Source organism: Azospirillum sp. B21, assembly GCF_008364825.1.
Taxonomy (GTDB): Bacteria; Pseudomonadota; Alphaproteobacteria; order Azospirillales; family Azospirillaceae; genus Azospirillum.
Window position 1 is genome coordinate 1 of the sequence record NZ_VTTO01000021.1, and the last position, 20,779, is coordinate 20,779.

A 20,779-nucleotide genomic window follows, 5' to 3' on the forward strand; every position below is an offset into this window, starting at 1 on the left:
CAGCCGTCGAAAACGGGATGGAAGACTGACGCTTCTATGTTGCGCTGGACTGACATTTTAGCTTTGCGCCTACACGGACAAAAAACACATAACTGTTCTTATGGAAACTTTAGCGTGACTGGGGCAGGGCTCAGGGTAATCCATGATCGAAAAATCGCGGGGTGCCTGCGCAGGGATCCTGCACTTACGGCGTATAATCCCGTGACAGCAACCGGGAGCGGGCGGAAGACGGCGTGGAGCCTACCGAGGAGACGGTGACGGACGAGGCCCTGATGGCGAGCGCCGCGGCCGGCGACCGGAAAGCGTTTGGAACGCTCACGCGCCGACATCTGCGCCGCAGCATCGCCTTGGCCCAGCGGGTGGTCGGGAACGCTGCCGACGCCGAGGAGGTCGCGCAGGACGCCTTCCTGCAGATCTGGGCCAACGCCGACCGCTGGCGCGGCGACGGAACCCGCTTCACGACCTGGCTGTACAGGATCGTGGTGAACCGCGCCATCGACTACAAACGGCGGCGCAGCTTCGCTCCGCTCGACGATGCCGGCGAGATCGCCGATCCGGCCTGGAGCGCCGAAACGGTGATCGACGGCATCAGGATCGGTGCTGCTGTGGACGCCGCCATCGCGGCGCTGCCCGAACGCCAACGGGCGGCGCTCAGTCTCTGCTACCATGAGGAGATGACGTGCGCTGAGGCTTCGGAAATATTGCAGGTGTCTGTTTCGGCCATGGAAAGTCTGCTGGTCCGGGCACGCCGTGTGGTGCGGGCCCGGCTTCAACCCCTGATCCGTCAGAAGGACGGTGCACGGTCATGACGCTCAAAGAGTTCAATCGCTATGCCGCGGCCTATGGCGCCGTTCTGGACCGGTGGCCGCGCTCCGTCCGGGTGGATGCGCTGACCCTTCTGGACGACAGCGCCGAGGCCCGCAACCTGCTGGCCGATGCCGCCGTCACCGACACGTTGCTGGATGCCGCATCGACCCCGCTGGTCTCTTCCAGGCGGGAGGCGCAGGTCTATGCCCGCATTGCCGACTGTCTGGCCCAGCGGGTCGTTCCCGAATTCGTGCCGTGGTTCCTGTCGCGACCGCCCTTCCGCCCTGCCCCGCTCGCCGGATTCCTGGCCGGCATGGCAGTGGTCGGATTCCTCAGCTACAGCCAGGGTCTTATCACCTTCGAAAAGACGAGCACGCCCAGCCTGTCGGGCGTGATGATCGTCAGCTATCTGGGAGACGTGTGATGACGCCGTCCATCCGGCGCCGTTGGCCCTGGTTCCTTCTGGTCGGGTCTCTTGCGCTGAACATGCTGGCAGGTGGCTTCATCGTCGCCCACGCCTTCCGGCCGCCCCCGCCGCCGCCCGGACCGGAGCACAAGCTGGAACGGCTGGTCGATGAGGTGTCGGACCGCCTGTCGCCGGCCGATGCGGCGATCCTGCGCAAGGCGCTCGACGATGCGCGTCCGCTGTTCGTCCGCATCCGCGTCGGCCGCGAGGAATTCGCGCCGCGCCTGCGCACCGAACTGATGGCGGAACCCTTCGATCCGGAGCGCCTGAAAGCGCTGTTCGAGAGCATCCACGCCAACGACGCCGCACTTCGGAGTGAGTTCGAGGCACGCGTCGCCGACACCCTGTCACGCTTGTCCCCGGAAGGCCGCCTGCGTCTCGCTGAAAGCCGCCTTCCCTGATCCTTTCGGTTTCCGACCGGCGGCAGACACTTCCGGGGTAAGGCCGGGGCGGCATGTCCGTTCCGGCCCTTTTTTTGCCAGCGAGGTCCGGTCGCGGCATCCCGTCGGACAAAAAGAAAGAGCGGCCCCGCGCTATCGCCGCCGGGCCGCCCGTAAGTTTGGTTCGGGAGGAAACGCAACCAAGTTGCAAGCAGAGGTATATGGCCGATATGGTTAACGACGGGTGAAGGGATGCGGAAAATAGGCCCTTACCACCTTTTTGCGAAATGCAGCATCGAATAGCTCCGCTTCAGCTTTGCTCCATCCGGCTTTCTGCCGAAAGGGCGGGGTGGCGCCGCCCTACCCCGACGCGCTATGACAGACGCCCTTTCATGTCGTCACCAGTCCGCAGGACCCTGCCTCATGCTGTCCATCAGCCAGCGCATCGCCGACGAATTGTCGGTCCGCGAGTCCCAGGTCGCTTCCGCCATAGCCATGCTCGACGAGGGATCGACCGTTCCCTTCATCGCGCGCTACCGCAAGGAGGCGACCGGCGGCCTGGACGACACCCAGCTCCGCACCCTGGAAGAGCGGCTGGGCTACCTGCGGGAGCTGGAGGACCGCCGCGCCAGCATCCTGTCGACCATCCAGGAACAGGGCAAGCTGACGCCCGAACTGGAACGCCAGATCAAGCAGGCGGACACCAAGACCCGGCTGGAGGACCTCTACCTCCCCTACAAGCAGAAGCGCCGCACCAAGGCGCAGATCGCCCGCGAAGCCGGGCTGGAGCCGCTGGCCGACGCGCTGCTGGCCGAGCCCAGGAAGCAGCCGGAGGCAGAGGCCACCGCCTTCGTCGATGCCGGGAAGGGCGTCGCCGACGTCAAGGCGGCGCTGGACGGCGCTCGCCACATCCTGGTCGAACGCTTCGGCGAGGATGCCGAACTGGTCGGCCGCCTGCGCACCGCCATGGCGGAGAAGGGCGTCGTCACCTCCAAGGTGATCGAGGAGAAGAAGGCCGAGGGTGCCAAGTTCTCCGACTATTTCGACTTCTCGGAAAACTGGTCGAAGCTGCCGTCGCACCGGGCGCTCGCCCTGTTCCGCGGCCGGGCGCAGGGGGTGCTCGACATCCGCCTGGATCTGCCGGTCGAAGAGGGCCAGCCGCACCCGGCGGAGGGCGCCATCGCCGTCCACACCGGCATCCGCGACCAGGGGCGCCCGGCCGACAAATGGCTGTCCGACGTGGTGCGCTGGACCTGGAAGCTGAAGATCGGCCCGCACATCGAAACCGACCTGATGGGCGCCTTGCGCGAACGGGCGGAGGACGAGGCGATCCGAGTCTTCGCCCGCAACCTGCACGATCTGCTGCTGGCCGCCCCGGCCGGCCAGCGCGCCACCATCGGGCTCGATCCCGGCATCCGCACCGGCGTGAAGGTCGCGGTCGTCGATTCCACCGGCAAGCTGGTGGAGACGACGACGATCTACCCGCACCCGCCGCGCAACGACTGGGACGGCTCCATCGCCGTCCTGGCCGCGCTGGCGGCGCGGCACAAGGTGGAACTGATCTCCATCGGCAACGGCACCGCCTCGCGCGAGACCGACAAGCTGGCGGCCGACCTGATGAAGCGCCATCCCGAGCTGTCCCTGACCAAGCTGGTGGTCAGCGAGGCCGGCGCGTCGGTCTATTCGGCCTCCGAGACCGCGGCGCACGAGTTCCCCGGCCTGGACGTCAGCCTGCGCGGCGCCGTTTCCATCGCCCGGCGCCTGCAGGATCCACTGGCCGAGCTGGTGAAGATTGAGCCGAAATCCATCGGCGTCGGTCAGTACCAGCATGACGTCGCCGGCGGCAAGCTGGCGCGCTCGCTGGATGCGGTGGTCGAGGATTGCGTGAACGCGGTCGGCGTCGATCTCAACACCGCCTCCATCCCGCTGCTGACCCGCGTGTCCGGCCTGAACGAGACCATCGCCCGCAATATCGTCGAGCATCGCGACCGCAACGGCGCCTTCCGTTCGCGCAAGCAGCTGCTCGACGTGGCGCGGCTGGGGCCGAAGACCTTCGAACAGGCCGCCGGCTTCCTGCGCATCCGCGACGGCGAGAATCCGCTCGACGGCTCGGCGGTCCACCCGGAAGCCTATCCGGTGGTCCAGCGCATCGTGAAGACCACTGGGCGCGATCTCGGCAGCGTCATCGGCGACGCCCGCTTCCTGCGCGGGCTGAATGCGGAGGAGTTCACCGACGAACGCTTCGGCGTTCCGACGGTGGAGGACATCATCAAGGAGCTGGAGAAGCCCGGCCGCGACCCGCGCCCGGAGTTCAAGACCGCCACCTTCAAGGAGGGCGTGGAGGAGCTGAAGCATCTCCAGCCCGGCATGATGCTGGAGGGCGTCGTCACCAACGTCACCGCCTTCGGCGCCTTCGTCGACATCGGCGTCCACCAGGACGGGTTGGTGCATATCTCGCAGCTGGCCAACAGCTTCGTGAAGGATCCCCACACGGTGGTGAAGGCCGGCGATGTGGTGAAGGTGAAGGTGCTGGAGGTCGACATCCCCCGCAAGCGCATCGCCCTGACCATGCGCATGGGCGAGGAAGCCCCGCGCCCGGCCCGCCGGGAGGAGCGCCGTGAGGAACGGGGACCGGCGCGTCCGCAGCAGGGGGCGCCGCAGCAGGACCGTCGTCCGGCGGCGCCCGCGCCGAAGGTGGCGGCGAAGCCGGCAAAGGCGCCGGAGCCGGTCAACAGCGCCTTCGCCGAGGCATTCGCCAGGGCGCAGTCGGGCAAGAAGAAGTAAGGGTTAGGGAGCGGATGCCCCCTCCCTCCCCCGTCTTCGACGGGAGAGGGTAAGTATGCGATGCGGCGGCAGTCCCCTCTCCCACCGAAGGTGGGGGAGGGTTAGGGAGGGGGCAGAGCGTCCGACATCAGGCGGACGCCCAGTCCGCCGATGGCCGCGGCGGCAACCCGGTCGACCCAGCGTTTGGACCGCAGGTAGGCGGCGCGCGGCCGGCCGGCGGAAAATGCCGCGGCGACGATCGCGTACCAGCCGGCCTCGATAAGAAAGACTGCCGGCGGCAGGAAGACGAATAGCCAAAGCGGCGGTTCGGCCGGCATCAGCGCGGCAAAGATGCTGCCGTAAACCAGTGCTGTCTTCGGGTTGCTCAGTTGCGTCAGCAGACCGAACAGCAGCGGCCGCAACAATCCGGCGGGCGCGGTCTTTCCCTCGTCCGCCACCACGAGAGCCTCGGCCGCGCCGCGCCAGATGCGATACGCGAGATAGAGCAGATAGGCGCCGCCCGCCAGCTTCAGGACCGCGTAGAGCCAGCCGACCTGCGACAGCAGCGCATGCAGCCCCAGCAGGGCCAGGGACGCGAAGAACACCCCGCCGATCCCCATACCGAGCGCGGTGGCCAAGCCGGCCCGGCGGGATACGGCGATGGAGGTGCGGGCGACCAGCACGAAGCTAGGCCCCGGGCTGGCTGCACCGACCGCTATGGCCCCGGCGATTCTGACGAAGGCAAGTACGGGATCCATGATCGCTCCCCTTCCGCTTGAAAGTGGAGACAATAGCACAACCGCAGGCGCGCACGAACGCTCGACAAAAAAGTCCCCTCGTCCGCGGGGGGAACGAGGGGACAAAGGCCGATGGCTTGGCCGTTACGGGGATGTCATTCGGCGGCCATCAGCACCGGAGCCTCGTCGCGCACCCGGTTCAATGCCACATAGCGGTCCAGCGCGTCGAGGCATTCGCTGAGGGCTCCGGAACCGACCGCGCGGCAGTCCTCGAAGGCGTGCGGCTCGGGGCGGAACCAATGGGTGATGTAGCATTCCTCGCGCCCGTCCAGGCTGAGGGTGAGGGCGAAGCGGCCCTCACGCCCGATGCGGGCTTGAGCGGCGCGCAGACGCGCCTGGACCTCTTCTATCGTCATGGGATGATATCCTTCCCTTGATGCCGCCTGCGGTCAGGCGGCGTGAGCGAACTTGTCGTCTTCCGAATCCGAGTCTTCCAACCGGCGAGCCCAGTCGATGTCACGCGCCAGAGAGTCGACGAGCACGCGGGCCGCCCCTGCTGTTTCCGCCGGGCTGTCGGACCGCAACAGTCCCGACAGCCGAATCGCCAGCGTTTCGGCCTCCGCCTCCACCCAGCGGGCGTAGTGGCGGCGGCGCTGATCGCGGTTCCAGTACCAGCGCGGCAGCTGGGCGTTGGCGCGTTCGAACTCACCTTCCCAGGCGCTCATGCGGAACAGTCCGCTGGGCGACCAGTCGCCGGTGTTATGAGTCGTCTGGGTCATGGCGTTCCGTCAGGCGGCTTCCCGCCCGTCCTCTTCCTCGCGCTTCAGAATCTCGGCCTTCTTCTGGGCGAACAGGCCGGTGATGCGGTGCTGGGCGGCGCGGTCCACAGTACCGATCTCCCGCAGGCGGGTGCCGACGCCGGACCGCCAGACCTCTTCCAGGTCGTCCAGGTCCAGGCAAGCGCCCAGGCGGCGCTTCACCTCCGCCTCGAAAGCCTCGACGGCGGCGGGCTGCAGGTCCGGGTTGGACTTGGCGGCATAGAAGGCCTCCGACTCCTCCCGATACTTGCTGTCGTCGAACTGACCCATGTAGACGTCGGCGGCCAGACCCAGTTGCAGCAGGCATTTGCCGACCGCGTCGGTCATCGACATCTTGAAGCACTCGTCGTCCGGCATCTCCATGCCGTTGCGGCGGCGGACCATCTCGGTCCCGCCCCACTGCGGACCGGTGAAGCACTTCTCCCTGGTTTCCGGGTCGATGTACCAGACGCGGGCGCAGATGAAGATCATCCGTTCCGCGATGGTCCAGTCCACCTGCTCGTAGCCCCAGCCCTTGCCGATCGGACCGAACACCTCCGTCATCATCTGGAAGCGCCAGGTCGGGTCGATCTGCGTGCCGCGGAAGCCGCCGGAGCGGGTGAAGGGCTTGGTCGCCTTCGGGTCGGTGCGCTTCAGCCGGTTCCACAGGAACATGGTGTCGATGCGCTGCGGTTCCGCCGCCCGGCTGCCGCCGGCGGACCCCTTGGACCCTTGCGAGCCACGGCTGCCGCCGGCCTTCGCTTCGACCGGAGCGGTCTCCGTCACGTTGGACTCGGTTGCGCCGGATTCTGCCACGCTGGATTCGGCGGATTCAGTGTCGGCGATGACGTGGTCGGTCTTGCTCATGCGTCCCATGATTTGGGTCCTTCTTGTCCAAACGTTTCGGCTCTCCCCTCACCCCAGCCGGCGGTCAGCACTGTTTCCAGGCTGAGTTCCACCGCGTTCGGGTCAGCGGAGGGGCTCCAGGATTGCGCGTCGGCCAGGGCCCGGCGCGGCGGCGCGCAATAGCGCAGGCTGAGCCGGCCTTCGCGGTCGCGCGCGAGATAGAGGCCACCGGACCGGCCGTCCGGCTGGTCAAAAGCGACGAAGGCGATGCGGGCGTCGTCGGGCATCAGCGCCTTCAGGGCGGCCTCATCCTCCTTCACCTCCAGTGCCGCCGCCCGGTTGGCGACCAGTCGGTCGGCCAGGGCCCGGAAGCGGTTGTGCCGGCCCATGTCGAAGACGCGGCCGTTCTCATAGGACGGCCCGTCCACCGGAAGCGGGTCCGACGGCTCGACGTCGTTGACGACGTGCCACCAGAAGGCTTCCAGCGTTTCCACCAGCCGTTCGACATCGTCGGGCCGGCGCTCCACCGTCACCAGGCTGTGGCCGGTCGGGCGGAGGATCGACAGCAGCGCGCGGTCCAGCCCGACCACCTCCAACTGATGCTGTATCTGCCAGTGGTAGCGGCGGGCGAGGTCGGCATCGCTCTGGAAGCCGCTGTTGAACTTTGCCTCCACGATGGTGTCGAGCGCCCCACCCGCCTCGCTGCCGGTCAGGAAGTCGGGGTGTGCCACCATCCAGTCATGATCGGCATGGCGGTAGGTGTCGGGTGCGGCCACGCAGGGAATCCCGGTGGTATGGGCGACGAAGCGAGGGTGCAGATGTTCGGTCGCGATGCCGATCTGCACGGCGGCGATGAGGTCGAGGTTGTCGGGCTCGACCCGGCCGGTCTTCTCGCGCCACAGCGACAGCCAGTCGCCGGCCATCACGCGCGTGGCGTCCGACGAGCCGATCCGCCCCGCCCGCAATTCCCGCTGTGCCTGAGTGATCGCCATGCTGCCCCGACATCCCCGGTTCCGGCCCTGACGGGCTGCCATTCCGGCTTCGAAGCGTGACCGTTACTGCGATATCGCAGCATCGTATTCGGACCGCCTTACCGGACCCTGAATATGGAATGCGAACACGCAGCTTTCAAGAACAAAACGTGAACCTTTGACTTGGCCGTAGACCAGCCCAAAGTCCTGAAAACACGCTATATTTGGTGTCTTCTGGTGGGAGTCGTCACAAGACAAAACGGACGGAGTAGAGGCGCCCGTTTTTGCGAGTCGCGCGGGACTGGAACGCGCGCTGCGACTCGTGGTGCAGCGGAGATTTATATGCGAAGCGCTCGCACCACGTGGACGGCGACTCCGGCCACCTGTGCGCGGTCGATGGCGGTCGGGCGGCAGTCGGGATCGGTCGAAACCGGCATCAGGTGCGGCGGGAAGAAGCGGTATCCGCAGATGCTGCCCTCCCCCACCGTCACCACCACGTCGCCGGTCTGCGGCGTCAAAATGTCCAGCGGCTCCAGCACCACGCAGTCGCGCGGCAGAACGCCGGCGGCATCCAGGCTCTTGGACAGGATGCGGAGCGCGAAGGCGCGGCGGGAGGTCCGACCGTCCATGGCGACCGACGACGCGCCGTCCTTCAGCGCTCCGGCGAGGAACGCCTCCCCTGCCCGTCTGCCGAGATCGAGGAAGATGTGGGCCTGCTCCAGGGTCAGCACCGGCACGCGGGAGACCGGGGCATAGGCATGGTCGTCGAGGAAGCGCGGCTCCGACCCGGCGACGCGGGCCAACCGGGCCAGCGTGTCGGCGCTGGGCAGGCTGCCCATCACGGGATCGCGCAGGAAGCGGGTCAGGTTGGTGGCGGTGACGCCGGCCAGCCGTGCCCAGCCGCCGGCACTCCAGCCCTTCGCTTCCATGACGCTTGTCATCCAGCGCAGGATGGCGCGCCGCGTGTCGTCCATCGCTTTCCCCCTGACCTGCCCTTATCGCCCCCCGGCGAGCCTACCCCTGTCCTACACGGTACCGACGGGGTGGGGGAAGGCGCGATGGGCTAAGCCTGCATGCGAATTCGCAGTGCCGCCTTGGACTCCGCCGTAGAGGCCCCATCTGTGCGGCATCGAAACCGTCAGGGGAAACGCGACCATGATCGTCACCAGCACCGATTCCGTGGAAGGCCGCCCGGTCGCCCAGTATCTGGGCATCGTCGCCGGCGAGGCGATCATGGGCGTGAACGTGTTCCGCGACCTGTTCTCCTCCGTCCGCGACATCGTGGGCGGCCGGGCCGGCGGCTATCAGGCGGCCCTGCGCGAGGCGCGCGAGGCGGCCTTCGCCGACATGCAGGATGCGGCACGGTCGCTCGGCGCCGACGCCATCGTCGGGGTGGATGTCGATTACGAGGTGCTGGGCAAGGAGAACGGCATGCTGATGGTGTCGGTCAACGGCACCGCCGTCCGCCTGCGCTGACGGCACACCTAACCGTAAGCGTCAGCAAAGCCGTCTGGACAGACACAACCGTATGGGTAGACTGCCCGTCCAGCAAACAATTGGGAGGGGGTTGCCCATGCCTCGGCTTGTCCGCGGGTCCACCTGGTCCGCTCGTCTTGGCGGCCTCGCCATGGCCGCATGCCTGTTCGGCGCGTTGCCGGCGCTGGCCTTGGACGGCATCGTCGAAAAGAAGGTTTTCGAGATGCCGTCCTATACCACCGTGGGCGGCGGGACGATCAAGAATGTCCGCATCGGCTGGGAAAGCTACGGCAAGCTGAACGAGGCGAAGGACAACGTCATCCTCATCACCCACTTTTTCAGCGGCAATAGCCACGCCGCCGGGAGATACAAGGTAGAGGATGCGGCGCCCGGCTATTGGGACAGCATCATCGGGCCGGGCAAGCCGCTGGACACCGATAAATACTTCATCATCAGCTCCGACACGCTGGTGAACCTGTCGCCCAAGGATCCCACCGTCGTCACCACCGGCCCGGCCAGCATCAACCCGGACACCGGCAAGCCCTATGGCATGAGCTTCCCCATCGTCACCATCAAGGACTTCGTCAATGTCCAGAAGGCGCTGATCGACAGCCTGGGCATCAAGTCCTTGCAGGCGGTGATGGGCGGATCGATGGGCTCGCTCCAGGCCTTCGAATGGGCGGCCGATCATCCGGACATGGTCAAGCGCGTCATCGCCGCCATCGGCGGGCCGGAGGCCGATCCCTTCCTGATCGGCTGGCTGAATCTGTGGGCGGCGCCGATCAAGCTCGATCCAAACTGGAGCAACGGCGACTATTACGGCAAGGCGGAACCGAAGGCCGGCCTGACCGAGGCGCTGAAGCTGGTCACGCTGCACGCCCGCCATTGGAAATGGGCCGACGCCGCCTTCGGCCGCAAATGGGCGGAAGAGGGCAAGGACCCGAAGGCTGCGATGGGCAACCAGTACGCCATCGAAGCGTGGCTGGACAAGGCGGCATCCGGCCGCGCCGCGGTCAGCGATGCCAATCACTTCCTCTATCTGGTGAAGGCTAACCAGACCTTCGTCACCGGCAACGGCGCCTCGCTCGAGGATGGCTTGGCGAAGATCAAGGCGCCGGTCCTTCTGATCCCGTCCGCCGACGATCTCGTCTTCCCGCCCGACCGCAACATGCGCCCGCTGAAGGACCGGCTGGAAAAGCAGGGCAATGGCGTAGAGTACACCGAGTCGATCACCTCGACGCTGGGGCATCTGGACGGTGTCGCGAACATCGCCAAGGCGGGGGAGACGATCTCGCAGTTCCTTGCGAAGTGAGGGATCCTCCAGGACTATTCCGGGACCAGATTGCCTTCCGTCCGTTTTTCAACTGCTTGACGGAATGAGGTCCATCGACCTTAAAGGGCCGTCGTCGCATAGCCGGCGGCCCATGTCGTCCCGTTCAGGCGCTGAAAAGTAATCTGCACAGTTTTTTAATATTCGTTACGTAGTCTCTCCGGCAGGTGGTTAACCGGAGACACGCTCCATCCAGAGCCGAGTGGCCTGCTGCCTCAGAAAATGTGCGCTTTTCCGCACGTGCGCCATAGCACCTCAGCCAAGGAATTGCTGATGGAAGCGATCGATTTATTGCGTCTGGGCGTGGTTGCAGGGCTGGCTTATGGTGCATGGCGCGGTTGGAAAGCGCTTCCCACACCGGTTGTCTTCGAGGGAAAGCGTTATTATCGTCAACCCGATGGAACCTACCGGACCCTTTTCGGGCGTCGGGTGCGGAATCCTGATTTGTTGCTCACTCTCTCTGCGGCAGATGACGAGCGGATCAAATAAGAACATCGTAAAATGAATTGGTACCGGCCACATTCGGAGAGATGATGAAAATTGCTAAAATAGCCGTGCTGTCTGCGATAATGTTCAACAGCGCGCCCGCCTATGCAGATGATTGGAACGATCTTTATGGCGCCCTCAACTCAGCAATGTGGCAGCAGAACGACCAGAAACTGATTTCTCTCCTTGAGCAGGGCGTCGATATCAATACCCGGAACAGCGACGGCTGGACCCTGCTGCACATCGCATCCGACCAAGGGAAGCCCGCTTTCGTACGCCTGCTGCTCAACCGTGGTGCCGACCCCTCGATCAAGACCAACTACGGCAAGACAGCATTTGATGTTGCCGGCTCCGCTCAGATCAAACAGATGCTGACCGATGCGATGGCTGCTCGCGGTGGCGGCGGATTGCCCACCTTCGATCCTGCGAAGGCCTGGTCGGAAGCCCGCTGGGCCATCGAGTATAATCAACAGGATGAATTGGCGCGACTTCTCGACACTGGGTTGGATGTAAACGCCCGCAACAGCGATGGATGGACGCTGCTGATGATCGCTGCCTGGAAAGGCAGTTTGAAAAGCGTGGAGTATCTGGTCGGACGTGGTGCGGATCAACGCGCGCGAAACAACAAGGGGGAAACAGCCGCTCAACTTACCTCCGACGCCAATGTACGTGCGTTTCTGGGAGGTGGGAAGGAAGTCTCTTCAAAGCCAAAGTCTACGCAAGATAACTATTGTACGCGTATGTATCACGAGGCGACGCGCTTGTGCGATACGGGCAGTGCTGGAAGCTTTTGCCGTATCCGAGCGGCAAACGACGCCCAGGAATGCAAGAGCACCGGACGCTGGCCCTAACCATACATGCCATACGACAATCCTGCCGGCGATGACCTGCCAGCACCGGCGGTATTGATAGTGCTATCGCCGGGTCGTGAACCTTTTCGCACTCCAGCTTCGCGACAGGCGGACCGGGTCTGCTGCCAACGGCGGACGAGATCAGGTAGGGTGGGCAGTTGCAGAGCCGCCTACTCCCCACTCACCGGCGCACCGCGGAAGTTCAGCAAACTTGGCGCCTTGTCGATGATCTCTTCCAGGATCAGCGAGGCGGTTTCCAGATCGCGGTCCAGTTCCGGGCCGAGCTTGCCGACATAGTTGGGCCGCTTCAGCTTTTCCGCCGCGTCGTGCAGGCTGCGCAGCTCCGCGACGAAGATCTCGCGCGCGCCCATCGGCAGGATCGGATTTGCCGACAGCACGAAGAAGAAGCGCATGCTGGCGCGCACCAGCAGGGCCAGCATCACCATGTCCAGCTTTTCGAACTGGTCGCGCAGGTCGTCGGACCGCGCATCGACCAGATTGCGCATGCGCTGCTCGATCAGAATCACCAGGGCCTGGAATTCGCCGACCTTGTCGCGGAAATCGCGGTAGGCGCCGAAGCTGTGCTTACTCGCCTCATGTTCCGCCAGCTGGGCCAGCTTGGATGCTTCGCGGCACTGGCGCTCCAGGGCGCCCAGCAGTTCCTTGACCTCGGCTCGGGTGTATTGGCGCTTGCTCATGGTGATCGGCGGGGGCTCGGCAGGGTTCGGACGGACCGGGCCAAGCTATAGCACAACCCGCGGGCGACAACCTACGCCGCTCGCCGGCCTCGCGTTCAGTGATCGGCCTTCACCGGCCCGCCCGGACGGCGCACCAGCGGCATGAACAGCAGCGCGCCGAAGAACACCGCCGACATCAGCAGCATGGCGTCGTTGAAGGTCAGGATCAGCGCCTCGCGCTGGACCAGCCCGACCAGCCGGGCCATCGCCGCGGCGGTCGGATCGGCGACCAGCCCGTCGAAACGTTGGCTGAGATTGTCGACCATCTGCTGCACCTCGGGCCGGGCGAGGTTCACGTTGTCGCCCAGTCGGTTCAGGTGCAAGGCGTTGCGGTCGGTGAGCACCGTGTTGATCGCCGCCAGCCCGATGGCCCCGCCCAGGTTGCGCATCAGGTTGTACAGGCCCGACGCGTTCTTCAGCTTGTCCGGCGGCAGGGTGCCCAGCGCCACGCTGTTGATCGGGATGAAGCACAGCATCAGCGACATGCCGCGCACCGCCTGCGGCACGAACAGCTCCCAGAATCCCGTCTCGGCGGTGAAGTGGCTGTTCATCCACACGCCGCTGCCGAACAGGATCAGCCCCAGCGCCAGCATGGCGCGCAGGTCCATCCGCTTCGACAGGGCGCCGGCGATGGGGGCCGACAGGAACTGGAAGGCGCCGGTCACGAACATGATCTCGCCGATCTGCAGGCTGTTGAAGCCGCGCACGCGCGCCAGGAACAGCGGCTGCAGATAGACCGATCCGTAGAGCCCGATGCCGAGGATGAAGCTGTAGAGCGATCCGATGGCGAAATTTCGGTCGGCGAAGGCCCGCAGCTCCACGATGGGATTGCGGTAGGACAGCACCCGCCAGAAGAATCCGATGCCGCCGATCGCCGCCACGATGGCAAGCGCCAGGATGGCCTCGTCGTCGAACCAGTCGTTGCGCGGTCCTTCCTCCACCACATATTCCAGGCTGCCCAGGAATGTGGCCATCAGCAGCAGACCGGGGAAGTCGAAGCCCTTGCGCAGCTCCGGATTCGGCCGGTCGACGTCCACCAGCAGCCAGACCAGCGAGGTCACGATGATGCCGGGGATCACGTTGGCCAGGAACAGCCAGTGCCAGGACATGTGCTGGGTCAGATAGCCGCCCAGCGTCGGGCCGATGGTGGGTGCCATGGTGGCGACGAGGCCCATCATCACCGACACGCCGGCCCGCTTTTCCGGCGGGAAGATCATGAAGCTGGTGGCGAAGACCGTCGGGATCATCGCCCCGCCGATGAAGCCCTGGAGCGCACGCCAGACGATCATCGATTCGATGCTGCCGGCGAAGGCGCAGGCGACGCTGGTCAGGGTGAAGCCGGCGGCCGCCACGGTGAACAGGATGCGCGTTGACATGATGCGCGACAGGATGCCCGACAGCGGGATCATCACGACCTCCGCGATCAGGTAGGAGGTCTGCACCCACGAGATCTCGTCGGCGCTTGCCGCCAGCCCCGCCTGGATTTCCGACAGCGAGCTGGAGACGATCTGGATGTCCAGAATCGCCATGAACATGCCGACGACCATCGCGAAGAAGCCGACGATGTCGCGCGTGGTGAGCGGGCGCATGCCCTGGGCCGGAGTCGCCATGGAACCGCTGCCTTCGATCGCGGCCGACGGAATCCCGCCCGGGGATGGCTCCGGCCAAAATGTCGCTTGGATGGTTGACGGGGACGCCGCCCCAGAAGGGGGGAGGTGGGCGGCGTCCCCGCTGGACCGTGGCCGCCGTTACTTGGCGGCCACCGCCTGCTTGTCGGCGAGCGCGCCGAACACGCCGCCGGCGGGCATATGCGGCAGGGCGTCGGCACCGCGGGTGTCGACCTCCGCCACCACCGACAGGCCGGGGCGCAGCAAGCCGGCCAGCGCATTGTCGCGCGGCAAAGCGATGCGCACGGGAACGCGCTGGACGATCTTGGTGAAGTTGCCGGTCGCGTTCTCCGGCGGCAGCAGCGAGAATTTCGAGCCCGAGGCCGGGGCGAAGCTCTCAACCGTCCCTTCCAGATGGCGGTCGGGGAAGGCGTCGACCGAGATGCTGACATGCTGGCCGGGGCGCATGCGCGACAGCTGGGTCTCCTTGAAGTTGGCGACCACATAGACGTCGGGCAGCGGAACCAGCGACAGCAGTTGCACGCCCGGCCGGGCATACTGGCCGACCTGGACGCCGCGGTTGCCGACCACGCCGTCGACCGGCGCCCGCACAACGGTGTTCTCCAGGTCGATGCGTGCGGTCCGCAGCGTCGCCTCGGCCTGGGCCAGATGGGCCTCCGTCTCCGTCCGCGTGGCGTGCAGGACGTTGACCTGTTCGTTCTCCGCGGCAAGTGCCGCCCGCGACTTGGCGACCTGCGCCACCGCCTTGCGCAGGTCGGCGTCTGCGGTTTCCAGCTTCTGGCGGCTGGTCCAGCTGTCGTTGGCGAGCGACCGGCTGCGCTCGAATTCCTGCTGGGCGCGGCGCTGTTCGGCCTCGGCGCTCGCCAGCGTGGCGGCGGCCTGATCGATCACCGTGCGCTGCAGTTCCAGCTTGCTGTCCAGCGTGCCGAGCGCCGCCTTCTGAGCGGTCACCGCGGCTTCTGCCTCCGCCACCTTGGCACGGAAGTCCTGGTCGTCCAGCACCGCCAGCACGTCGCCGGTCCGCACAAGCTGATTCTCGGCGGCCTTCACGTCCCGGACATAGGCGGAGACCTTCGGGCTGACCACGGTGATGTCGCTCTGCACATAGGCGTTGTCGGTCGATTCCATGAACCGGCCTTCCCGCCACCATTGTTCGCCGGCGACGGCGCCGCCGGCCAGCACGGCCAGCGCGACGCCCGACAGCACGATCTTCCGCACGCCATTCGCCATTGTCTCTATCCCCAATCCACCGCGGTCCCCGCCCCTTCTCCCGAACACGCTCTTGCCGGCGCCGCGGAAAAGAAACTGAACCGTTCAGTTTAGTCTTGCCGGAAGATGGCGAAGGGCCTATCTGTTGTCAAGACAGAACTGAACGGTTCAGTTTTCGAAAACAGCGTGTCTGGGGGCTTGTCGGGCGATGCGGAACGCGGTAGGGGCCAAGAACATGGACTCAGGCGAGGCGCGTATGACCACCTTGGTTGCCCCCACTCCCGAAGCAGGTTCGAAGCCGGCCCAGATCATGGAAGCGGCGGGCGCCCTGTTCCTGGAGCATGGCTACAGCGCCGTCAGCATGGATGCGGTCGCCAAAAAGGCGAACGTGTCCAAGGCCACGCTGTACGCGCATTTCGGCAGCAAGGAAGAGCTGTTCCGGGCGATGGTCGCCTGCGAATGCGCCAATTCGGTTATGAGCAGCGTTTGGGACGACGCGATGCGTCTGCCGGTGGCGGACGGACTTCGCCTGATCGGACGGACCTTCGTCCGCTTCATCGCCTCGCCGAAGGCGCTGGGGGTATACCGGATGGTGTTGGGCGAGGTGCTGCGCCAACCCCAGCTCGCCCAAGCCTTTTACGAGAGCGGCCCGGCCGAGACCTTCGAGCGTGCGCGCCAGTTCATGGCCCATGTGGCGGCCAAGCGCGAGTTGGCGATCACCGACTTCGACCTCGCCACCCATCAGTTCTTCGGCCTGTTGAAGGCGAACATGCACATGAAGCTGCTGCTGTGCCTCAGCGAGCGGCCGAGCGACGAGGAACTGGAACGCTTCGTCGATGCCGCGGTCGACCTGTTCGTGAAGGGCTATGCGCCGGACAAGCGGTGAGCTCTCGCCGCTGGCGTCCTCGATAACAATGGATCGGCAATAGCGAGAACTCCCGATCCAGACTTCGCTCCGCGCGCCTTGTCAGCGGCATAGAGTTCGTATAGCGTGCCAACGACATACTGACGTAATGGGGCGTGGCTGACCGGCGGATGAATTTCGACACGACCTTCATCGCGCAGGTGATCACCGTCATCGGCTTTGCGGTGGGCCTGTCCATTGTCGTGGCGTCCGGCCGCTATCCGCGCCACATCCGCAATTCACTGCGCGCCTATTCCTACGGCAAATTCCTGCTGGGCTCGGCCTTTCTCATCGCCGGACTGCGCGGCGGCGGGATGCCGGAACTGTTCATCCCGCTCGCCAACGGAATCGGGCTCGCCGGGCTGACGTTGAACTACACCTGCGTCCGCCATCTGCAGAATCGGCCGGTCCGGCCGTTCGCGCCGGTGGCGGTGGGGGGTGCCGTCGCGCTCTGCTGCCTGCTGCTGCTCCTGACCGGCAGCGATCTGTCCGCGGTCCGCACGCTGGTCAGTTTCGCGGCTTCCGCCGTTCTGCTGGTCATCGCCTTCGAAGTGCTGGTCCGTTACGAGCACCGCGGCGTTCCGCATTATGTCACCGGCCTGCTGTCGGCCGCGCTCGCTGTCGTCTACCTGGTCCGCATGGGGGCCGGCCTCAGCCAGGAGGCGCCGCTCGGCCAACTCGTCGACGACACTGTGGAGCGTGCGACCTTCCTTCTGTCCCTGCTGGGCACGGTGATCGGCGCCATCAACTACATCCTGATGGCAAGCGACGAATTCAATCGGGAACTCACCAAGCTTGCCCACACCGACGGTCTGACCGGCGCTCTCAACCGCCGCCGCCTGTTCGAACTGGGCGAGGTCGAGTTTCGCCGTGCCCGCCGGTATGGCCGGGACCTGACGGTCCTGATCCTGGACATCGACCGCTTCAAGGCGATCAACGATCGGGCCGGCCATCCCTTCGGCGACCGGGTGATCCAGGCGGTGGCCGATACCTGCGCCGGCCAGATCCGGCAGGAGGATTCGATCGGCCGCATGGGCGGGGAGGAGTTCGCCGTCCTGCTGCCCGAAACCGGGGCGGAGGCCGGACGGATGCTGGCCGAACGGCTGCGCAACGCCATCGAACGCCAGTTGGCGCCACTCGGGGCCGAGGGCGGGGTGACGGTGACCTGCAGCATCGGTGGCGTCAGCATGACGCGGGACCACAGCCAGTTCTCCGACCTGATCGCCCAGTCCGACAGCGCGCTCTACGATGCCAAGAACGGCGGCCGCAACCAGGTGCGCTTCTTCCCGGCCGCAGCGTTGCGCACGGCGGCGGTCCTTGCCTGAGCCGGCACCCTGCCGTCTCCCCCTGCCATCTTCCCCTGCCCCGGGTCCGATAGCGGTTAGAAAAATCGGCCGGCGCACCGGCCGGCTTTACCCGCGAAGCGGCTTGCCGCATTATCCGCCCCGGTCACCTCCGCCGCGGTCTCCTCCGGCCGCCCGCCGGAGCTGATCCGGCACTGTCCCCTTTACCGGCAACATCGGCGTACGGTCGTGGTTCTTTCCCATCTCGGCTCCGGCGGTCTGGAGCCGCAGCGGTCGCAGCTGACGCTCGGCACCAAGTTCAGGCTCATCAACTGGGGGCTGGTCCTGCTGATCTGCACGATCACCGGGGTCGGGGTCGGGCTGCTCTATTCCGCTGCCGGCGGCCACTGGAAGCCTTGGGCCCAGCCGCAGCTGGTCCGCGCCATCCCCGGCTTCGTCCTGATGCTGGGCATCGCGCTGGTGGACATCCGGCACCTGATGAAGTCGGCCTACATCATCTTCTTCATCGTGCTGTGCCTGCTGGTCGCGGTGGAACTGATGGGCCGCATCGGCATGGGCGCGCAGCGCTGGATCGACCTCGGCTTCTTCCAGCTTCAGCCGTCGGAACTGATGAAGCCGGCGCTGACGCTGGCGCTCGCCCGCTATTTCCACGGGGTGACGCTGGACCAGATCGGCCGCCCGCTGTTGCTGATCCCGCCCTTGCTGCTGGTCTTCACGCCGGTCGCCCTGGTGTTGATGCAGCCGAACCTGGGCACCTCGCTGCTGCTGATCCTGGGCAGCGGCGCCGTGTTCTTCGCCGCCGGCGTGCGGGTATGGAAGTTCCTGGTGGTGATCGGCGGTGGCCTCGGCGCAATCCCCATCGCCTGGGAGTTCCTGCACGACTACCAGAAGCAGCGCGTCTACACCTTCCTCGATCCGGAAACCGATCCGCTCGGCGCCGGCTACAACATCCTGCAGTCGAAGATCGCGCTGGGGTCCGGCGGAATGTTCGGAAAGGGTTTCATGTCCGGCTCGCAGAGCCAGCTGATGTTCCTGCCGGAAAAGCACACCGACTTCATCTTCGTCGTGCTGGCCGAGGAATTCGGGATGGTCGGGGCGCTGACCCTGCTGGCGCTTTATCTGCTGCTGTTCATCTATGGCTGGGTCATCGCGCTGAACAGCCGCAGCCAGTTCGGCCGGCTGGTGGCGGTCGGCATGACCGCGCAGTTCTTCCTCTATGTCTTCGTCAATGTGGCGATGGTGATGGGGCTGATCCCGGTGGTCGGCATTCCGCTGCCGCTGGTGTCCTATGGCGGGTCGGCGATGATGACGCTGATGGTGGGCGTCGGACTGCTGTTGAGCATGTCGGTTCACCGCGACGTGCGCATCCCGAAGAGCGGAGTCACCGACGACTGAGGATCGATGATTATCGGCGGAGGTAAGTCCGCCGGAGGCGTCCATCCTCCGCCCGCATCGTTGCCGCCCCGCCCCGCCCTCGCGATATGGGGGTGTGGGCCGACCGAAATTGCGCGCCGGCCCGTTCTCAGCGGGAGGATCAGCCATGCGCAACGACGCCACCGGACGGGGCAGGCGGAAAGCAGCCATCATCGCCACCTTCTTTGCCGGCGGGCTTTCGACCCTGCTGGCGGGTGCCGGCGGACCGGCGCTGGCCGATGGGCTGTTCAGCCACCTCGGCGGCAGTTTCAGCGAGAAGTCGGGGAAGTTCGAGGCCTCACGCTGGCAGCGCTCCGACGGCTGGAAGGCCGGCGGGCACATGAACTGCAGCTGGAACCGCGCCAATGTCACGTTGGAGAAGGGGCATCTCGCCCTGTCGGTCAGCGACCAGCTCAGTGGCCGGGACCGCTATTCCTGCGGCGAGTATTCCACCCACCGCTTCTACGGTTACGGCAGTTACGCGGTGTCTCTGAAGGCGGTGAAGGCGGATGGAGTGATGACCTCGGTCTCCCACTACACCGGCCCGCCCTTCGGCGATCCCTGGGACGAGATCACCTTCGGCATCGCCGGCAAGGACACCACCAAGCTGGAGATCAGCTGGGTCGCCAACGGCGTCGGGCACCGCAACACGGTGGTCGATCTCGGGTTCGACGCCGCCAAGGGCTTCCACAGCTACGGCTTCGACTGGAAACCCGACGGCATCGTCTGGACGGTCGACGGCAAGACGGTGCATCAGGTCGCTGCCAAGGAGGGCGAACTGCTGCCACGCATGCCGGGCCGGCTGATGCTGCGCTTCTGGAGCGCGTCCGGCGATACCGAATGGCTGCGCCGCTTCACCTACCCCGGCCATCCGCTGACCGCAGAGGTCGCCGCCGTCAGCTACCGCGAAGACCCGTCGAACCTCAGCAACTGATTGGAAGCCGTCAGTCCAGCGCCTCGGCCCCCAGGTAGGATTCGACCACGCGGGGGTCGGCCACGACCTCCGCCGGGGCGCCATCGGCGATCTTCTCGCCATGGTCCAGCACGACGACGCGGTCGGACAGCGCCATCACCGCGCGCATCACATGCTCGATCATCAGGATGGTCAGGCCTTCGCGGCGGTTCAGGTCGCGCAGCACCCCGACCATGCGGTCGACCTCGGTCGGGCGCAGACCGGCCAGCACCTCGTCCAGCAGAAGAAGGGTCGGACGGGTGGCCAGCGCGCGGGCGACCTCCAGCCGCTTGCGGTCGGGCAGAGTCAGGCTGCGCGCCGGCCGGTTGGCCTGATCGGCCAGTTCCAGCCGCTCCAGCACGGCGCGGGCCTGATGCCGCGCGGTCTCCACCGACCGCTCGCGGGCCAGTGCGCCGACGACGACATTCTCCTCCACCGTCAGCTGGCCGAAGGGCTTGACGATCTGGAAGGTACGGCCGATCCCGGCGGCGCAGACCTGATTGGGCTTCAGCCCGGTCAGCGAGCGCCCCTTCAGCGTCACGCGCCCCTCGTCGGGCGGAAAGACGCCGGCGATCAGGTTGAAGGTGGTGGTCTTGCCGGCGCCGTTCGGGCCGATCAGGGCAAGGATGCGCCCCTCCGGCACGGTGAAACTGACGTCGGACACCGCCTTCAGCCCGCGAAAGCGCTTGGAGAGGCCTTCGACCTCCAGCAATGCGGTCATC

22 protein-coding genes are annotated in these 20,779 nt (G+C 66.0%); 12 read left to right on the plus strand and 10 right to left on the minus strand.

The annotated features are described in order from the left end of the window. The first annotated feature begins 254 nt into the window (after positions 1 to 254). The 4 genes from FZ983_RS29225 to FZ983_RS29240 all read left to right on the plus strand — a co-directional run bounded on the left by FZ983_RS29225 (position 255) and on the right by FZ983_RS29240 (position 4,437). On the plus strand, positions 255 to 809 hold the full coding sequence (locus FZ983_RS29225; RefSeq protein WP_244442570.1) for a sigma-70 family RNA polymerase sigma factor: 555 nt from the start codon (positions 255 to 257) through the stop codon (positions 807 to 809). Next, positions 806 to 1,231, plus strand: coding sequence for a hypothetical protein (locus FZ983_RS29230; protein WP_149228044.1), 426 nt, complete (start codon positions 806 to 808; stop codon positions 1,229 to 1,231). Before FZ983_RS29225 ends, FZ983_RS29230 begins: the two co-directional genes overlap by 4 nt. Continuing rightward, a complete protein-coding gene (locus FZ983_RS29235) occupies positions 1,231 to 1,674 on the plus strand; it encodes a periplasmic heavy metal sensor (RefSeq protein ID WP_149228046.1) in 444 nt (147 codons plus the stop codon). Before FZ983_RS29230 ends, FZ983_RS29235 begins: the two co-directional genes overlap by 1 nt. Positions 1,675 to 2,076: 402 nt before the next feature. Beyond that, positions 2,077 to 4,437 carry a Tex family protein gene (locus tag FZ983_RS29240; protein ID WP_149228048.1) on the plus strand — a complete coding sequence of 787 codons (2,361 nt, stop codon included), beginning with the start codon at positions 2,077 to 2,079 and terminating at the stop codon, positions 4,435 to 4,437. Between the two features lie 101 nt (positions 4,438 to 4,538). Here the strand turns inward: FZ983_RS29240 and FZ983_RS29245 are convergent, their stop codons facing one another. From FZ983_RS29245 to FZ983_RS29270, 6 genes are all read right to left on the minus strand, one after another. Next, positions 4,539 to 5,174, minus strand: coding sequence for a LysE family transporter (locus tag FZ983_RS29245; RefSeq protein WP_149228050.1), 636 nt, complete (start codon positions 5,172 to 5,174; stop codon positions 4,539 to 4,541). A 134-nt stretch (positions 5,175 to 5,308) separates the two neighbouring features. Then, a complete protein-coding gene (locus FZ983_RS29250; RefSeq protein ID WP_149228052.1) occupies positions 5,309 to 5,569 on the minus strand; it encodes a hypothetical protein in 261 nt (86 codons plus the stop codon). A 33-nt stretch (positions 5,570 to 5,602) separates the two neighbouring features. Next, positions 5,603 to 5,932 carry a hypothetical protein gene (locus tag FZ983_RS29255; protein WP_149228054.1) on the minus strand — a complete coding sequence of 110 codons (330 nt, stop codon included), beginning with the start codon at positions 5,930 to 5,932 and terminating at the stop codon, positions 5,603 to 5,605. 9 nt (positions 5,933 to 5,941) lie between these two features. Beyond that, entirely contained in the window at positions 5,942 to 6,826 is an 885-nt protein-coding gene (locus FZ983_RS29260; protein WP_247884026.1) for a hypothetical protein, read from the minus strand. After that, a complete protein-coding gene (locus FZ983_RS29265; RefSeq protein ID WP_149228056.1) occupies positions 6,814 to 7,788 on the minus strand; it encodes a YqaJ viral recombinase family protein in 975 nt (324 codons plus the stop codon). The genes FZ983_RS29260 and FZ983_RS29265 overlap by 13 nt, the downstream gene beginning before the upstream one ends. Positions 7,789 to 8,105: 317 nt before the next feature. Beyond that, positions 8,106 to 8,741 (minus strand): XRE family transcriptional regulator, encoded by a 636-nt coding sequence (locus tag FZ983_RS29270; protein WP_149228058.1) that lies wholly within the window; start codon positions 8,739 to 8,741, stop codon positions 8,106 to 8,108. Positions 8,742 to 8,922: 181 nt separating this feature from the next. Between FZ983_RS29270 and FZ983_RS29275 the strand changes: the two genes are divergently transcribed. The 4 genes from FZ983_RS29275 (at position 8,923) to FZ983_RS29290 (ending at position 11,910) form a co-directional block, all read left to right on the plus strand. Further along, entirely contained in the window at positions 8,923 to 9,243 is a 321-nt protein-coding gene (locus FZ983_RS29275) for a heavy metal-binding domain-containing protein (RefSeq protein ID WP_014188340.1), read from the plus strand. A gap of 97 nt (positions 9,244 to 9,340) precedes the next feature. Then, entirely contained in the window at positions 9,341 to 10,555 is a 1,215-nt protein-coding gene (locus FZ983_RS29280) for a homoserine O-acetyltransferase (RefSeq protein WP_149228060.1), read from the plus strand. A gap of 291 nt (positions 10,556 to 10,846) precedes the next feature. Next, positions 10,847 to 11,062, plus strand: coding sequence for a hypothetical protein (locus tag FZ983_RS29285; RefSeq protein ID WP_149228062.1), 216 nt, complete (start codon positions 10,847 to 10,849; stop codon positions 11,060 to 11,062). Between the two features lie 44 nt (positions 11,063 to 11,106). After that, complete coding sequence (locus FZ983_RS29290; RefSeq protein WP_211103010.1) at positions 11,107 to 11,910, plus strand: ankyrin repeat domain-containing protein; 804 nt, start codon at positions 11,107 to 11,109, stop codon at positions 11,908 to 11,910. Between the two features lie 170 nt (positions 11,911 to 12,080). On the opposite strand, the gene FZ983_RS29295 is transcribed toward FZ983_RS29290, so the two are convergent. From FZ983_RS29295 to FZ983_RS29305, 3 genes are all read right to left on the minus strand, one after another. Then, complete coding sequence (locus FZ983_RS29295) at positions 12,081 to 12,608, minus strand: hypothetical protein (RefSeq protein ID WP_149228067.1); 528 nt, start codon at positions 12,606 to 12,608, stop codon at positions 12,081 to 12,083. A gap of 95 nt (positions 12,609 to 12,703) precedes the next feature. Beyond that, the gene (locus FZ983_RS29300) at positions 12,704 to 14,257 is read right to left on the minus strand and encodes a DHA2 family efflux MFS transporter permease subunit (protein ID WP_149228069.1); all 1,554 of its coding nucleotides are present in this window, start codon (positions 14,255 to 14,257) and stop codon (positions 12,704 to 12,706) included. Between the two features lie 138 nt (positions 14,258 to 14,395). Further along, the gene (locus tag FZ983_RS29305; protein WP_149228071.1) at positions 14,396 to 15,505 is read right to left on the minus strand and encodes an HlyD family secretion protein; all 1,110 of its coding nucleotides are present in this window, start codon (positions 15,503 to 15,505) and stop codon (positions 14,396 to 14,398) included. Positions 15,506 to 15,740: 235 nt separating this feature from the next. On the opposite strand from FZ983_RS29305, the gene FZ983_RS29310 reads away from it, so the two are divergent. From FZ983_RS29310 to FZ983_RS29325, 4 genes are all read left to right on the plus strand, one after another. Continuing rightward, positions 15,741 to 16,370: a TetR/AcrR family transcriptional regulator gene (locus FZ983_RS29310; RefSeq protein WP_247884027.1), complete on the plus strand. Its 630-nt coding sequence runs from the start codon at positions 15,741 to 15,743 to the stop codon at positions 16,368 to 16,370. Between the two features lie 149 nt (positions 16,371 to 16,519). Beyond that, on the plus strand, positions 16,520 to 17,713 hold the full coding sequence (locus FZ983_RS29315; RefSeq protein WP_149228075.1) for a GGDEF domain-containing protein: 1,194 nt from the start codon (positions 16,520 to 16,522) through the stop codon (positions 17,711 to 17,713). A 207-nt stretch (positions 17,714 to 17,920) separates the two neighbouring features. After that, entirely contained in the window at positions 17,921 to 19,087 is a 1,167-nt protein-coding gene (rodA, locus tag FZ983_RS29320; RefSeq protein ID WP_149228077.1) for a rod shape-determining protein RodA, read from the plus strand. Between the two features lie 145 nt (positions 19,088 to 19,232). Continuing rightward, the gene (locus tag FZ983_RS29325) at positions 19,233 to 20,039 is read left to right on the plus strand and encodes a family 16 glycosylhydrolase (RefSeq protein ID WP_149228079.1); all 807 of its coding nucleotides are present in this window, start codon (positions 19,233 to 19,235) and stop codon (positions 20,037 to 20,039) included. Positions 20,040 to 20,049: 10 nt separating this feature from the next. On the opposite strand, the gene FZ983_RS29330 is transcribed toward FZ983_RS29325, so the two are convergent. Next, positions 20,050 to 20,778 carry an ABC transporter ATP-binding protein gene (locus FZ983_RS29330; protein WP_149228081.1) on the minus strand — a complete coding sequence of 243 codons (729 nt, stop codon included), beginning with the start codon at positions 20,776 to 20,778 and terminating at the stop codon, positions 20,050 to 20,052. Position 20,779: the final 1 nt, after the last annotated feature.

Coding starts and splice junctions, on each gene's coding strand:
- FZ983_RS29315 (WP_149228075.1), top strand. CDS start 16,520: ATGAATTTCGACACGACCTTCATCGCGCAGGTGATCACCGTCATCGGC.
- FZ983_RS29310 (WP_247884027.1), top strand. CDS start 15,741: ATGACCACCTTGGTTGCCCCCACTCCCGAAGCAGGTTCGAAGCCGGCC.
- FZ983_RS29255 (WP_149228054.1), bottom strand. CDS start 5,932: ATGACCCAGACGACTCATAACACCGGCGACTGGTCGCCCAGCGGACTG.
- FZ983_RS29235 (WP_149228046.1), top strand. CDS start 1,231: ATGACGCCGTCCATCCGGCGCCGTTGGCCCTGGTTCCTTCTGGTCGGG.
- FZ983_RS29260 (WP_247884026.1), bottom strand. CDS start 6,826: ATGGGACGCATGAGCAAGACCGACCACGTCATCGCCGACACTGAATCC.
- FZ983_RS29305 (WP_149228071.1), bottom strand. CDS start 15,505: ATGGCGAATGGCGTGCGGAAGATCGTGCTGTCGGGCGTCGCGCTGGCC.
- FZ983_RS29325 (WP_149228079.1), top strand. CDS start 19,233: ATGCGCAACGACGCCACCGGACGGGGCAGGCGGAAAGCAGCCATCATC.
- FZ983_RS29290 (WP_211103010.1), top strand. CDS start 11,107: ATGAAAATTGCTAAAATAGCCGTGCTGTCTGCGATAATGTTCAACAGC.
- FZ983_RS29230 (WP_149228044.1), top strand. CDS start 806: ATGACGCTCAAAGAGTTCAATCGCTATGCCGCGGCCTATGGCGCCGTT.
- FZ983_RS29275 (WP_014188340.1), top strand. CDS start 8,923: ATGATCGTCACCAGCACCGATTCCGTGGAAGGCCGCCCGGTCGCCCAG.
- FZ983_RS29330 (WP_149228081.1), bottom strand. CDS start 20,778: ATGACCGCATTGCTGGAGGTCGAAGGCCTCTCCAAGCGCTTTCGCGGG.
- FZ983_RS29250 (WP_149228052.1), bottom strand. CDS start 5,569: ATGACGATAGAAGAGGTCCAGGCGCGTCTGCGCGCCGCTCAAGCCCGC.
- FZ983_RS29285 (WP_149228062.1), top strand. CDS start 10,847: ATGGAAGCGATCGATTTATTGCGTCTGGGCGTGGTTGCAGGGCTGGCT.
- FZ983_RS29295 (WP_149228067.1), bottom strand. CDS start 12,608: ATGAGCAAGCGCCAATACACCCGAGCCGAGGTCAAGGAACTGCTGGGC.
- FZ983_RS29245 (WP_149228050.1), bottom strand. CDS start 5,174: ATGGATCCCGTACTTGCCTTCGTCAGAATCGCCGGGGCCATAGCGGTC.
- FZ983_RS29300 (WP_149228069.1), bottom strand. CDS start 14,257: ATGGCGACTCCGGCCCAGGGCATGCGCCCGCTCACCACGCGCGACATC.
- FZ983_RS29265 (WP_149228056.1), bottom strand. CDS start 7,788: ATGGCGATCACTCAGGCACAGCGGGAATTGCGGGCGGGGCGGATCGGC.
- FZ983_RS29270 (WP_149228058.1), bottom strand. CDS start 8,741: ATGGACGACACGCGGCGCGCCATCCTGCGCTGGATGACAAGCGTCATG.
- FZ983_RS29240 (WP_149228048.1), top strand. CDS start 2,077: ATGCTGTCCATCAGCCAGCGCATCGCCGACGAATTGTCGGTCCGCGAG.
- FZ983_RS29280 (WP_149228060.1), top strand. CDS start 9,341: ATGCCTCGGCTTGTCCGCGGGTCCACCTGGTCCGCTCGTCTTGGCGGC.